Source organism: Gammaproteobacteria bacterium (assembly GCA_015709615.1).
Taxonomy (GTDB): Bacteria; Pseudomonadota; Gammaproteobacteria; order Burkholderiales; family Nitrosomonadaceae; genus Nitrosomonas.
The window spans coordinates 2282886-2297173 of sequence record CP054179.1 but is presented as its reverse complement, the minus strand read 5'-3'; the positions used below and the strand labels follow the sequence as shown (position 1 = coordinate 2297173).

Below are 14288 nucleotides of genomic sequence, written 5' to 3'. Positions count from 1 at the left end.
ATTTTTCATGAGCGGCAAAGTTTTTGCATGCTATTCAGCCGTACTTGGATCAATCACGGATCTGATTTGAGAAATACGATTGGCTGGAAACTCGCCTTGTTCAGCATGTGCTCTAACGGTGGTCTCATCGGGGGCAATGTAGACGCAATAGACTTTATCGTCAGTTACATAACTTTCCAGCCACTGGATTCGTGGCCCCATACTGTTTAAGATGCCGCATGATTTCTGCGAAATGGCTTTTAGCTCTTGTTGTGTCAGTGAACCTGCTCCAGGAATTTCGCGTTCAATAATATATTTTGGCATTTTTATCTCCTCTAAAATTGAATTAATAATATGACCGGTCGTCTATTTATTCGATAAAAAATAATCAAGCCCTAAAATAATCTTCCAGCAAATCCTGACAACATTGCTTAACCGGCGCAGATGACTTCTCTATTTGCATTCGCAGTAAAGCTCCTTGCCAGGCATTGATCAGCAAATCAGCCATTGCTTCGGACGATTTGTCTGACCTTACTGTTCCTTGCTGTTGCGCCTTGGCCAATCCAGACTGCAATAAGTCTCGATAGCGCCTGATAGCCGATTGCAGGGATTGCTGACAAACATCGTTGGTGCTGCCGATTTCTCCCATCAGATTACCCAGCAGGCAACCGCCTTTAAATTGGTTATTTTCGAGTTCCACAATTAGCTCGTCAAAATATCGCTTGATTGCACTTAGCGCATCCACATCAGTTTTGCTCAAATGTGTGGATAATTTCACAATAAAAGGATCAATATAGTGCTGAATAACCTCGGCTCCAAAGTCCTCTTTGCTGCCGAAATAATTATAGAAAGAACCCTTCGGAACACTCACTGCATCGAGAATTTCCTGCAGCCCAGTACCGTGATAACCTTGCTCCATAAATAAAGCGACGCCTTGGTTTAACAGGTTTTCTCTATTGAGTTCTTTTTGGATCGATTTTGCCATACGCATACAATACGACCGGTTGTCTTAATTGTCAAATAAAATTTGACAAACGCTTTTGCGGCAAGATGTAAATTGATGCATTTAGATTTCTCGCATGTTGACACCGGTCGAATATTGCTTAGATTTTTTTGACTGGTGGATGCCCAATCCAGCTTACTAATTGGCAATTGATTTAAACGTTAAACTGTAAGAATCCCTAGCGTTGTTTACAGTATTCAGGAGAATACTGTAAATGAATATACACAAACGTACTCGCTTAACATTATTGGATCGCCAGGAAATTTGGCAGCTATATCAAACCCGGTTGTGGAAGGTAGTTCAGCTGGCAGAACACTTCCACGTCAGCCGTCCAACGATTTATGACGTACTGAAACGAGCCAGGCTACAGGAATTTACTTCGCGTAACAGTACCAACCAACGGTTCAAGACGTTGCAGTACGGCCTTAAACGTCTGGCCAAGGTCGAGCAAACCATCCAGGAACGCCTCAAGCGTGAAGCGAAGCGCTATAACAAATCTTACCCGGGCGAGCTCGTTCATTTCGATACCAAGCGGCTTCCCTTCTTGAAAGGGCAATCCGCCAATGAACCTCGCGAGTATCTATTTGTGGCTATCGATGATTTCTCCAGGGAACTGTATGCCGATATTCTTCCCGATAAAACCCAGCATAGTGCAGCTTGCTTTCTCACAAGCACTGTTGCTCAATGTCCTTACCAGATCGACTATGCTTATTCTGACAACGGCAAAGAATTTAAAGGAACTGACGGCCATGCTTTCATCAAGGCTTGTAGGCAGCACGGTATCGGTCAGAAGTTTACCCGTGTCAATCGTCCGCAAACCAACGGTAAAGCTGAGCGGGTTATCCGCACCCTGATGGACATGTGGCACAGCAAGATTCACTTTAAAGACTGCTCCGATCGACGCATTCAGCCTCTCCGTTTCATTAATTTCTACAATACCGTTAAGCCTCATAAGAGTTTGAATAATGCCACCCCTTATGAAATACTCAACGCTTATTTCAATCAACCTCTCTGTAAACAACACTGAGATTTCTTACAATTAATAGATTTAAAAGGAAAAAATATGAAAGCAAATGCAATAGGTATAAATCATGTGGCATTAGAAGTTGGGGATATAGAGGAAGCCATAAAATTCTATAGCGATTTCTTGAATTTCGAAGTTCATGAAAAAAATGAGATGCAAGCATCTATTTATTTTGGAGATCAATTTATCAATTTCATAAAAAATGATAATAGACAAGCCGATCAAAAGCGTCATGTTGGCATAGCAGTGGACAATAAGGAATTGGTAAAACAAACACTTGAACATATGCGCGTTAAACTTCTAAGTGGCTCTTTTCTAGATTTTCTTGATCCTTGGGGAAATCGTATTGAAATAACGACGTATAGCAAGATTCAATACACTAAAGCTGATCATGTATTACGGGGAATGGGTCTGGGTCATCTTAAAAAAACTGAAGAAGCGCTTGCAGAATTGAATGCAAAAGGTTTAGGGCCTACTCAATGCGATAATAGTTAACTTAGAAACAAACCAATGTTGATAATGACTTCAGAAGGGCTTTATTGTCCACTTAGCGATTTTCACATAGACCCAAAAAGGAAAAGTGAATGATGCGGTCATAACCAAGTACATAGCAACCACGCACGAAAAAAAACAGCTACATATTATTGCAGTGACCCGATTGAGATCGCTGCCCTATAATATACTGCTATTCGAATCTGCAATCGTGGACGTAGCAATGGATAAATCTATTTCTATAATCAGTAGGTCGTATCGTTCCGCAGCAAATTCATGCTATCTCAGAATGGGAGAACAGCTTTAAGCCAGAATGCGGTTCCATCAGCGCGATTCCTGACTGCCCCATCTATTTGGTATTTACCGGTAATGAACCATCCCCGTCCACTATCGTAACGCATTGACGGACCTATCGCATAAGCACGTCCCTTATTGTTTGTAACCGATTCACTATTTTGGGAATCACTGGTTACCTGCCAGTAAGCATAACCACCGATACCTAATACCCAACCTCTTCCCACCCCCCAACCTAGGGTATAGTCAATAATAAGCTCTTGTCCGGATAGGTAGTTTGTATCTTTATTTTGGAGATTATATGTCCACATCGCCTTGATACCCATATTCAAGCCGATTGGATCAATACGAGTAATGCCAAGCACAGGTTGAATTGCCCAGTAATTTCGGCCAATATTTGCAATGTTATCCTTATGATAATTTCCAGTTGGAGCAAACAAATCAAGCGCAGCCACGCTATGTAATTTATTACTAAGCTGCCAGCCTAATACTCCTCCTATCGTCATATCCCCGATACCTGCTTTATTTTGAGAAACTTCCGGAGCAACCTTAACATTGAGGTTCACAATAGGCATAATCGTGTGAAAACCTAATGAGGCTCCCATAATTTTTACTGGTGTGATCCATACAATTCGAGGAACAATAGCGCTGGCAGTCACCTTAAAAGACGGGTGTGATACAACATCTCCCTCATTACCACGAATTTTATCAGCACTGTAATGCCGTCCCCACAGCATCCCGTAAACCCCGGGTTTAGGTAACGCACAACAGATATATTCCTCAGCCCCAAGCGGATAAATACTGCCTCCGCCCTCAGTAGCAAGTGCTGCACCAGTCTTACTTACTATTACCAGTACAAAAAGTGTGTGCCTATAGATCGTCATTAAGATAGATCAAGGTGACATTTCTGCCACTTCCAGATATGAGTCACCATTGAATAATTATTGCTACACAATTTATTACTAGGCGGTTAAGAAAAGTGAGCACAAAAGATCAAATAATAGTGGCTCTTAGTTCAGCTTAAAAAAAACCTATTCCCAGATTGTTAAAGTATTTGCGCTCAAATATAGCTAAAAAAAGATCCTGGTTTTTTGTTACAGAAATGGTAGGAGCCATAATTACCAGATGCCATCATCACCTTCTTCTAGGCATGATCCATTAGCATCCAGGCCGAATGGACACTCTATTTTTTTACCAGCAAGTTTTTTTTCATAATTTTCCCTTTCTCTTTCATTAATCGTCACCGTAGGACGACCACACGCAGCTATCAGCATAACTAACAGAGCAATAGTAACTGCGTTGATAATATGCTTCATAAAATACCTCCATATAAACTTTATAGAAACCTTTCTTTTTACCAGTCAGAGATAAATTTATACCATGGGATTAATAGGTTATAGATTCAAGCATCGAACCTTCTGCTGGATAGGACCGATTTAGCGAAGGATGTGCATTATTTAGTCCGACTTGGTACTGGTGTAATAGAGCAAACTCCAACAAGGTCAACATAAAGCCGATCGGCTCAATGTTCTCTCATTTTTTTAATATTTTCATGCAATTATTCATGATGATTTCACTAAATTTTTCGATGTTGAATTGTCTACTGCTTCTTATATAGAATAAAGACTGATTTTTGGATAATATTGCTCCAATAATGGAGCAATCAATATGGAATTTCTGAATGACATGGCCTTGTTCGTGGAAGTTGTCAAGGCCAGGAGTTTTCGGGGGGCTGCCGATATTATCGGAATGCCGAACTCAACCCTATCGCGTCGGATCAGTGCGCTGGAGAAGACGATCGGATTGCGTCTTTTGCATCGTACAACGCGCAGGATCACATTAACGGAGGCTGGTCAGATTTATTTTGAGCGCTGTAAACGTATCGTTGATGAAGCCAAACTCGCGCACGAGCAACTCGGCGAAATGCTCGAACAGCCCAGTGGCGTGCTACGCGCTTCGTTACCTGTAGATTTTGCCGTGACCTATATGGCACCATTGATCGCCGAATTTGCGAGGCTCTATCCGGGCATCGTCTTCGATTTCGATCTAACATCACGACGGGCCGATCTGGTGAGTGAACCTTTCGATGTAGCAATCCGCATCGGAGAACCGGAGAACTCGCAATTGATCGCACGTCCATTGGGCGTTCTCCCTGTGTACCTATACGCCTCGCCTCGTTATCTTGACCGCTCGGGAGAGCCTGCCGAGCCTGCCGATCTGGCGCACCATGAGTGTCTGGGCATCAAGAAGAGTAATACGTGGACACTACACAATGAGGCACGCACCACCGAAGTTTCTATTGGTAGCCGATTCAAGCTCAACAGTGTCGGGATGATTTGCCGCTTGGCAGCGCTCGATATGGGCATCATCATGATGTGGGAAAAAATTGTCGCTGATGATCTTGCCAGTGGACGATTGTGTCGCGTACTACCTCAATGGCATGGGACTCCGGTATCTGTCTACGCCGTTACGGAAACTCGGTTACTACCCGCAAAAACACAGCACTTCATTAAGTTCCTGCAGAAACATTTAAGTAAGGTTTAACAGGAAGCCAAAATGAAAGCTCCGCTGGCTGCAGATTGCAATGTAAAACATTAGCTTGCGCCCTAGTCAGCGCCGACTGGACAAAATCGTGTGATTATGTAAGAGAGTATTTAATATTAGAAGGGAATTTCTACTGAAGCTCGCCACTAATATAATATCATTGTCGCATATTAGTATAGTTACTACTTTCTTACTTTCGCGTACAGCTTTAAGAAAACTCTAAGAATAAAACGTGACATATCTGACGATTATTGGCGAGTGTTGGCGAGCACTAGCGGGTATATTATTAATAAAAACAGTTAATTAAAATACCCGTTAATCCGCAGGTCCCAGGTTCTAGCCCTGGTCTGGGAGCCGTCCATCGCTTGGATTTTTATCACCGCTGGCAATGTCCGCTTTCAAGCCGGGCCGGGGTGACCACAACAGCGCAGTAAAGATAAAACCTGTATCAGAAGCAACTATCCAGGCACTGATAGTTTGACTGCCGACATGGCCAATCTGAAACACCGCTTCCAGGTTCCAACCCCAATTCTTTGCAGAACCGAAAAGCCGTGTGCCGAAAGAATGCCTGTGTTCCCGTCCCTGCGCCGCTGCAAACCGACCTTGATCTCTTTCATAACCTAGCCAGTAGAGATGCCCCGTGTTGAAAACGGCACTCGGCTTGTCGCACATCGTGCCGCAGGAGATGCGGGAAATCGTGCTGCGCTTGATGGGCAAGCTGGACATGGCACTGGGACTATTCCGAAACACGACGGCTGTTGGTTGAGTTTCTCGCTGAACTGATCAAGCGATTGAATGGTCCATTCGTGATGGCACATTTACAATTAAAACAATTACTGGAAGCATCACAATGGGTCGATGTATATTTTGCCAAAAAACATTTGACTTTAATACTAATGGCTTAACGCATATCGGGATAGTACCGGACATGTTGGACGATTTTCAGTCCATGGATATGACTCCATCAGATTTCGATCCAATTCTTGATTCCGCAACTGCATATGTTCGGCTTTGGAAGTATGCAAAGAAAACTTCAAATAATCAAATCAATAGAGACTCAATGGCTGTCACAGATGGGCGATTAGATGTTGTATCCGGGTGCAATCAGTTGTTGATGGGCACGGGATCGCAGTTAAGGGCTCAAGATGATATCACTGCAGGACGGCAAATTCGACTTTCCCCAAGATTTAAGCATCTTTCTTTGTTAGCCTACCTTTTGTGGTATAGGGCTGAATGGTAAACTATGCCTAAAGTGTTAGCATTCCGTGATTGGCTATTGCTGAGTACCAAACAATCAAAATATAAGCTCATAAAAATTGTCTAAAACTAATTATTTTCTATTGAACTAATAGCTTTTTGGCATTGAAAATATTGTAGGACTTGATGAAGCAAAAGTAACTTCTGAAGTTAAAATGAAATCAATAATATAATTATATTATCTATCTAGTAAGCCATGTATTGTCTTGAACTTAAAATTCCACCGGCTGTGTTGGTTCTCTTGTTTACTGTAGTCATGTGGTCTGTTTCATTGATGAGTCCATGGACGGTGATTCAAATTCCGGACAAGGAATTGGTAGCAGGAGCATTATGGCTAATGGGTTTTGTATTAATCATTGTCGCTGCGGTGGAATTTATTTCAGCAAAAACAACAGTAAACCCATTAACTCCTGGATTAGCCACTTCGATAGTCACCACAGGTGTTTATAGATTGAGCCGAAATCCCATGTATGTCGGATTTTTGTTGATGCTTGCGGCATGGGGTGTATTTTTAGCAAATGTCCTGTCTGTTTTGTTGTTACCGCTGTTTGTTGTGTATTTAAATCGATTTCAGATTATTCCAGAAGAAAATGCCCTGTTGGCTAAATTTGGCGATGGCTATGCCAGATATTTGAAATCGGTTTGTCGATGGGTATAATTTTTCATATGCAACTTATAAAAGGGGTCGACGAGAATCTGGCGGTTTTGATTTATACGCTATTTGGATGAATAGTGTTGATCTGGAAATGAGTCCTACTCCTTGAAGGTAATTTAATATATCAAGACTGTTAACCGAAGTCGTTATATTCACATTGTGCTGAGTCTCAAAATTGCCTCACTATCTCAAATATGTGCCCATTTCTCGGTCGTAATGGAAAAGATCATCCGTGAGATTAATGGCACACCTTGCATTTATGTTTTGTAATAGATTAAATAAAGTTGATAGGTATTTTTAAATACGCAACCCCATTTTCTTCGGCTACCGGTAATTTTCCGGCCCTAATGTTTACCTGTAATGAAGGTAGTAGCAAAGTAGGCATCTCTAGCGTAGCATCGCGTTTGTTGCGCATCATGACAAATTCATTTTCGCTGACGCCGTCACGGATATGAATATTATGCGTGCGTTGTTGTGCAACTGTGCTTTCCCACGCGGGGGAGCGGCTGGCAGGCGGGTAATCATGGCACATCAATAACTTTTTTTCCGGTGAAAAAGCCAGCAATTTTTGGATAGATCTGAATAACTGATGTGCATCTCCTCCCGGAAAGTCGGCACGAGCAGTACCAATATCCGGCATGAAAAGTGTATCACCTACAAAGATGATATTGTCGAATTGATAAGCCATGTCAGCGGGCGCTGTGACCTGATACGGAGATAGCTTTAGCTGTCAATTTGCCAATCTGAAATAATTCGCCATCAGTAAACAAGTGATCAAAATCATGACCATCTGGAATAAATTCTTCATCTAAGTTAAAGATTTCTTTGAAAGTTTTTTGAATGATAGAAATATTATTGCCAATAGCAGTTTTGCCGCCCAGTTTTTTCTTAAGATAATCTGCAGATGATAAGTGATCTGCATGCGCATGTGTTTCAAGCATCCAAGCCACAGACAATTGTTGTTGGTTAACAAATTCAATCAGTTTATCGGCTGAGCGGGTGCTTGTTCTACTTGATTTGGGTTCGTAGTCCAGAACTGGATCGATAATAGCGCAACTTCCTTTTCGCTCATCAAAAACAATGTAGCTTATCGTCCATGTTGCTGAATCAAAGAATGCTTTAATATGGGGTATCATTTTTGATTACCTGCTAGAAAGTGGAGGATGAATGAGATTACTAACTAAAAAATGCATTCCAAACCACTTTTACGATCAAGCCAATTGCAACACTAATTGCCAAAATGGCAAAACTTTGCTGCAATCTATGTTCTGCAAAACGATCAGCGAATAATCTGCCAACCAACATTCCTGCGATAGTTCCACCACAAAAAGGAAAAGCAATCGACCATTTCAGGGTGCCAATGAATATTGCTGAAACAACACCAGCCAGGGAAACCAATGCAATAATGGCGAGTGATGTGGCCAATATGAATGACGTATTAAGATTGGTAACTTTCTTGAGTGTCGGTACGATCACGAATCCACCACCTACACCCAGTAAGCCTGACAGAAAACCTGCCATCGTGCCTGAGAATGCTAATGCTCTAAAGCAAGGGATGTTCCAAACCAAACGTTCGCCGATTTCATCCAACCAGCAAGGTGGATCAGCCATTATTCTTACGTCATTTTCATGCAGGCTTTGGTGAAACATGCGAATAGCAACATAAATTAACACACAAGCAAACAACAAGGTCAGCGGTGCGTTTGGCAATTGCTGTGCAGCCCATATGCCTATTGGAGCGGTCAATGCACCCATCGCCGCGATCAGACTGGCTGCCCGATATCTGACAATTTTTTGTTTGAATGCTAACAATGCCCCGATTGCTGCTGACAAGCCGACCGCAAGCAAACCAACGGGAGCAGCTTCTGCAACTGTAAGATGCAAGCTGAACATGAGCAGCGGCACCGCGATGATGGCTCCACCTGCTCCTGTCAGCGCAAGCACGATACCTATGAATGAGCCCAGCAAGATGCTGATTAGACTTGGCCATGTTACTTAGCTTACACTTGTTGAACGAGTGAACCATTCACGGCCTTTCAACATGCCATTCCAGTATAACCAGGGGAATAATTTCGTTTTGAGAAACCACGCAAATCGGCTTGGCACGGTCGGACTGAGCGAGAAAGTGGGCAACAATTTACCGCCAAAACCAAATTCGGCCAATACCACCTTGCCATTTTCTACCGTGAGAGGACAAGCGCCATAACCATCATAACTATTGCAAAGCTCCCTGCCTTCTTTGGCTGCCAGGAGATTCTCCGCTACTATAACGATTTGCTTTCTGGCCGCGGCGGCCGTTTTGGCATTAGGCGAAGAACAAACATCTCCCAAGGAAAAGATGTTAGCGTAACGCGGGTGCTGCAATGTTTTGGGATTAACCTCACAAAATCCCGAAGCATCGGCCAATGGGCTTTTACTGATGAAGTCTGGTGCAACCTGAGGCGGTACCACGTGCAGCATATCGAACGGTTTTTCTATACGCGTAACATTTCCCTCGCTATCCTCAATGTCGAAGCTGGCTATTTTTTTGGCGCCCTCGACCTTTACCAGATTGGAATTGAACACCACTTTTGCGTGATAACGTTTCACATATTCCATCAATGGTGGAACAAAGTCAGCTACACCAAACAATACTGCACCAGCCGTATTAAATTCGACTTCGATATCCTCCAACATATGATGGCGCAACCAATAATCAGATGAAAGATACATGGCCTTTTGAGGAGCACCAGCACATTTTATCGGCATGGGTGGTTGCGTAAACAAGGCCCTGCCGCTTTTGAGATTTTTCGTGAGATGCCAAGTATAAGGCGCCAAATCAGAATGATAGTTAGATGTGACGCCATTTTTGCCGAGTGTTTCCTCCAACCCCTCGATTTTCTCCCAGGCCAAACGTATACCTGGACAAACAATCAATTGCCTATAGCCAATTGATCGGCCATCTGCCAGATTAACTAGATTGTTGTCCGGTTCAAATCCAATCGCTGCTGCTCGTATCCATTCAACCTTCGGCGGAATGACATCCGCCATGTTTCGCACTGTTCGTGCCATGTCATAAGCGCCACCACCGACTAGTGTCCAGGCAGGTTGATAATAATGTTTATCGCAAAGCTCGACGATCGCGATGCGAAGAGCAGGTCTGCGGCGCAAGAGACTAGCCGTCACTCCGATTCCTGCTGCGCCACCACCTATCACGACGATATCAAACGAATTACCCCAATTACAAGCTGCTGTCACTGAAATTGATTTATCTCGGGATGTGTGTGGAATGCGAATTGTTTCAAGCGCATCACCTGTCCAACTACAGGCTGCTGTGACAGATTCTTCCCCATCTTCGGATATTTTCTTTTGCTTATTCAGTTCATATAGTGCTCTAGCTCGATTGCCGGTATTACAAAATGCAAGGATTGGTCCGGGAAATTCAATCAGTAATTTGTTGAATGATTCAATCTTTCTGGTGGAGATTGGACCAATTTCAATAGGCAAATAAATAAAATTGATTCCAAGTATGCGTGCCGCTTTTTCCAATTCCAAACTTGTGGGTTGAGTTTCCCCTTCTTCATGATCGGGGCGATTGCAGATAATAGATTTATACCCCGCTGATGCTATTTCTGCCAAATCATCAACGCTGATCTGACTGGTAACAAACAGCTTCTCATCCAGTTTTGTCGTAACGATGCTCATTTCTTCCTCCTTCCGTAAGGATCGGTTTTAAGTCGTGTCAGCACCAAACATTGTTCACTAATATTTTAGGAAACGGTATCAAGGGCTTAAAACAATAATTATCTATATATCAAATACTTATTAATTTTATATACTAGATTAAAAGGAATTTGTGAAATCAATCAATCCTTGGTCTGCGATATATCGATAATTGGATTAGTGTTAGATCACCCCAGGCGAATTTAAACAGCAAGTAGAGATATATCCGGACTCATACTAATGATGCTTACATCCACACCCGGCTGCGTGTACGTGATTTACCTGATCAGCTTTTGGTTGCAGCGAGCGCACTGCCAGATCACGGCCACGCGCCATGTTGCCATGCATCGCAGGTGCAGAAAGAATCAATTTCTCTGTCGTACTCCCGCATGCCGAACAATCCGGGTTGGGTGCATTGATTGAATGGTGTACTTCAAATTGTAGTTTGCACTGTGTGCACAAGTAATCATAGACTGGCATTTGGAATCCTTATTCATTACATTAATGGCACTTCTCAAAAACTCTAGAATGTGACCACTTGGCATAACAAGTGGTCACGCTTTTAGGTTTGTTCTCTTGAATTTAGCTCCAACGAGGCGGTTGTTTTTCTTTAACGCCGAATTGAACTGAGGTGACATCAGTCCTGGTCCGTTTTTCGGCATCTCGTGTCGGGGCTCTCAACCGGCGTGTTTCAACTTCCCAAACCCAACCGCTGATAACCACATCCTTGGGAATGAGAGGGTGATTTTTAAATGCTTCTATTGTTCTCATGCAAGTTTTGTCAATGGCGGAGTAAAAGGGTACCAAATAGCGCGCGAAGAGTGTACCAGTTAGGTTAATAAAAAGAGGGATTTAACCTCTGGTTTTGCGCCTCTGATTTTTTATTTCTTGGGTTTCAGTAAAGGCGCAGTGTTTCCCCTAAAATCTTTTATATTGGTCTGGCATCCTCCTTTTCTATAGGCTTGGTTTGTACTGTCTGCTTTTGCCGTTTCTTGCTTGCGGCCAGGCGATACGATTCTCCATTCATTTCCAGAATATGAACATGATGGGTTAAGCGATCCAACAGCGCACCGGTCAATCGTTCTGATCCCAACACACTGGTCCACTCATCAAATGGTAAATTCGATGTGACTAAAGTGGATCCATGTTCATATCGACGGCTGAATACTTCGAATAAGAGCTCTGAACCAATTGCAGTAAATGGCACATAACCCAGTTCGTCGATGATCAGCAATTTGACGTTGGTCAATTGCTTTTGCAAGGTACGTAATCGCTTTTCATCGCGCGCCTCCATTAACTCATGCACCAGCGCTGCAGCTGTCGTGAATAAAACGCTCATGCCTTTTTGGCAGGCAGCCAGCCCTAAAGCCAATGCGATATGAGTCTTGCCAACGCCTGATGGGCCCAACGCAATGATGTTCTCGCGCTTATCGATCCATTCACAGCGCATCAACTCCAGTATCAATGATTTATTCAGTCCAGGTATTGCAGCAAAGTCGAACGTATCCAGGCTTTTAATTACTGGGAATTTCGCCTGACGTATGCGCCGCTCGGTATTCCGCCGTTCACGATCAATGCATTCCAGTTCGCATAGTCGCAATAAATAGCGTGCATAATCAACATCCTCACGTGCGCATTCGAGTCCCACCTTTTCATATTCACGTGCAAAGGTTGGTAACTTTAGGGTCTTGAAGTGATTGATCAGCAAGACTTGCGGCGCGACCGTGGTGGGAATAGAGGTATCAGTCATAACGCACCTCCGTAGATTGGCTTGACTTGAATCCTTGCAGCAAGCTTAAATACGATCGTGGTTCAGTGGATTTCACGCTGGCACGGGGTAAATAGGGATAGAGCATCAAATCGAGCTTGGCAGGTCGTTGCTCTATCGCGCACAGAATCAAATGCTTGATGGCATCAAAACCAATTGTACCGAACCCCATCGCTTGTTTGATTGCCTGCTCAACTTGCGCTAGGCTAAAATTCTCCAGCAACCGCAAAATCTGGATATATTCCTTGCGGCCACGGCGTTCCATGCGGACTTCCAACACGCGACGCAGCCGATCGAATACTTCAGGTAGTACCCAATCTTGCAAGGGTGCCGCTTGATCGAGCGCACGCGGTTTCTGCTCTAACAATGCCAGGTAGTGCAAGGGGTTGTATATGAATTCTTCCCGACCGTAGCTGCGCGCATGACGTGCAATCGTATCTGTGCCCAGGCAAATCTCTACGCGATCCACATAGCCCTTCACCAGTACCTCCCAGTGACCGTATTGAGTAGGCACCGAGTAATCGTTGCTTCGATAACGCACGAGCGATAATGAAGATACACGCGTGGAAATCTTATGGCAGGCATCAAAAGCAACTGCAGGTAAAGCCATCAATGCAGCCGTATCGCGTTTCATGCGCTCAGCGATGGTTTCAGTTTGACCCCGCAACTTGGCCTGTTGGCGCTTGATGCACCCATCCAACAATTTTGCATTCAGGGCATTAAAATCAGCAGCAATGGGTAGCGGCACCATGAAGTGGCGGCGACTGTAACCAACCATGCCCTCAACTTTCCCCTTGTCGTTGCCTTTGGCCGGTCGCCCAAACTTGTCTTCAAACAGATAGTGGCTCTGCAGCTCGCTGAATGCCTTGGTACGCTGGCGTTTGCCATCGCCCAGTATCTTGGCCACCGCAATCTTGGTGTTGTCGTACAGGATCGATTGCGGTATCCCACCCAAAAATGCAAAGGCAGCAACATGCCCATCCAGAAAGGATTCGGTATCTTCAGTTGGATAGGCTTTGACAAAGCAACCATCCGAATGCGGCATATCAAGGCAGAAATAATGGAATCGAACCAGTTTGCCACCAATATAGCCATCGGCTTCACCAAAGTCTACCTGGGCATGGCCAGGCAAGTGCACTAACGGCATGAACATTTCCTTCTGCCGAATTGCAGCCTTGTTAACATAGTTACGTACGATGGTATAACCACCAGTAAAGCCGTGTTCTTCACGCAACCGCTCCAATATCCGTATCGCAGTATGGCGCTGCTTAACATGCACTTGTTTGTCAGCTTCCAAAATAGCATCAATGATGCCAGTGAAAGGAGCAAGCTTGGGAGATACGGGTTCGCGCTTGCGCCGATAACCCGGCGGTGCAGCGTATTGACACATCTTCTTCACAGTCTTGCGGTGAATTCCAAAATAACGCGCAACTTCGCGCTCGCTTCTGCCTTCTACCATCACCGCACGTCGAATCTTTACATATAGTTCCACTGTATACATCCTCATCGCCTTTCACTTGATGCTAATCGCATCAGCTTACAGGCTTCAGACTGGTACACTTTTATTCCG

General features: G+C 43.9%; 14 protein-coding genes and 1 pseudogene. 4 read left to right on the top strand and 11 right to left on the bottom strand.

All coding sequences use genetic code 11. The annotated features are described in order from the left end of the window. Positions 1 to 30: 30 nt before the first annotated feature. Positions 31 to 303, bottom strand: a complete 273-nt coding sequence (locus tag HRU77_11020; protein ID QOJ21173.1) for a DUF4242 domain-containing protein — start codon at positions 301 to 303, stop codon at positions 31 to 33. Between the two features lie 64 nt (positions 304 to 367). Continuing rightward, positions 368 to 964: a TetR family transcriptional regulator C-terminal domain-containing protein gene (locus HRU77_11015; protein ID QOJ21172.1), complete on the bottom strand. Its 597-nt coding sequence runs from the start codon at positions 962 to 964 to the stop codon at positions 368 to 370. A 232-nt stretch (positions 965 to 1196) separates the two neighbouring features. Between HRU77_11015 and HRU77_11010 the strand changes: the two genes are divergently transcribed. Further along, the gene (locus HRU77_11010; GenBank protein QOJ21171.1) at positions 1197 to 2009 is read left to right on the top strand and encodes a transposase family protein; all 813 of its coding nucleotides are present in this window, start codon (positions 1197 to 1199) and stop codon (positions 2007 to 2009) included. Between the two features lie 36 nt (positions 2010 to 2045). Beyond that, positions 2046 to 2501, top strand: a complete 456-nt coding sequence (locus HRU77_11005; GenBank protein ID QOJ21170.1) for a VOC family protein — start codon at positions 2046 to 2048, stop codon at positions 2499 to 2501. A 281-nt stretch (positions 2502 to 2782) separates the two neighbouring features. Here HRU77_11005 and HRU77_11000 read toward each other — a convergent pair whose 3' ends face one another. Together HRU77_11000 and HRU77_10995 are read right to left on the bottom strand one after the other, a co-directional pair. Continuing rightward, positions 2783 to 3676: a transporter gene (locus HRU77_11000; GenBank protein QOJ21169.1), complete on the bottom strand. Its 894-nt coding sequence runs from the start codon at positions 3674 to 3676 to the stop codon at positions 2783 to 2785. A gap of 234 nt (positions 3677 to 3910) precedes the next feature. Then, positions 3911 to 4108 (bottom strand): hypothetical protein, encoded by a 198-nt coding sequence (locus tag HRU77_10995; GenBank protein QOJ21168.1) that lies wholly within the window; start codon positions 4106 to 4108, stop codon positions 3911 to 3913. A gap of 352 nt (positions 4109 to 4460) precedes the next feature. Here HRU77_10995 and HRU77_10990 point away from each other — a divergent pair, with 352 nt between their 5' ends. Beyond that, entirely contained in the window at positions 4461 to 5336 is an 876-nt protein-coding gene (locus tag HRU77_10990) for a LysR family transcriptional regulator (protein QOJ21167.1), read from the top strand. A 336-nt stretch (positions 5337 to 5672) separates the two neighbouring features. On the opposite strand, the gene HRU77_10985 is transcribed toward HRU77_10990, so the two are convergent. Then, positions 5673 to 6062, bottom strand: coding sequence for an alginate export family protein (locus tag HRU77_10985; GenBank protein ID QOJ21166.1), 390 nt, complete (start codon positions 6060 to 6062; stop codon positions 5673 to 5675). 805 nt (positions 6063 to 6867) lie between these two features. Here HRU77_10985 and HRU77_10980 point away from each other — a divergent pair. Continuing rightward, entirely contained in the window at positions 6868 to 7251 is a 384-nt protein-coding gene (locus HRU77_10980) for an isoprenylcysteine carboxylmethyltransferase family protein (protein ID QOJ21165.1), read from the top strand. A gap of 271 nt (positions 7252 to 7522) precedes the next feature. On the opposite strand, the pseudogene HRU77_10975 reads toward HRU77_10980, so the two are convergent. The 6 genes and pseudogenes from HRU77_10975 to HRU77_10950 form a co-directional block, all read right to left on the bottom strand. After that, positions 7523 to 8384: pseudogene (locus tag HRU77_10975) on the bottom strand (MBL fold metallo-hydrolase). Positions 8385 to 8424: 40 nt separating this feature from the next. Next, positions 8425 to 9225, bottom strand: a complete 801-nt coding sequence (locus HRU77_10970) for a sulfite exporter TauE/SafE family protein (protein QOJ22146.1) — start codon at positions 9223 to 9225, stop codon at positions 8425 to 8427. 18 nt (positions 9226 to 9243) lie between these two features. Further along, positions 9244 to 10932 (bottom strand): TIGR01244 family phosphatase, encoded by a 1689-nt coding sequence (locus HRU77_10965; GenBank protein ID QOJ21164.1) that lies wholly within the window; start codon positions 10930 to 10932, stop codon positions 9244 to 9246. 255 nt (positions 10933 to 11187) lie between these two features. Then, entirely contained in the window at positions 11188 to 11430 is a 243-nt protein-coding gene (locus tag HRU77_10960) for a zinc ribbon domain-containing protein (protein QOJ21163.1), read from the bottom strand. 448 nt (positions 11431 to 11878) lie between these two features. After that, the gene (locus HRU77_10955; GenBank protein QOJ21162.1) at positions 11879 to 12700 is read right to left on the bottom strand and encodes an ATP-binding protein; all 822 of its coding nucleotides are present in this window, start codon (positions 12698 to 12700) and stop codon (positions 11879 to 11881) included. Next, positions 12693 to 14219, bottom strand: coding sequence for an IS21 family transposase (locus HRU77_10950; GenBank protein QOJ21161.1), 1527 nt, complete (start codon positions 14217 to 14219; stop codon positions 12693 to 12695). Before HRU77_10950 ends, HRU77_10955 begins: the two co-directional genes overlap by 8 nt. Positions 14220 to 14288: the final 69 nt, after the last annotated feature.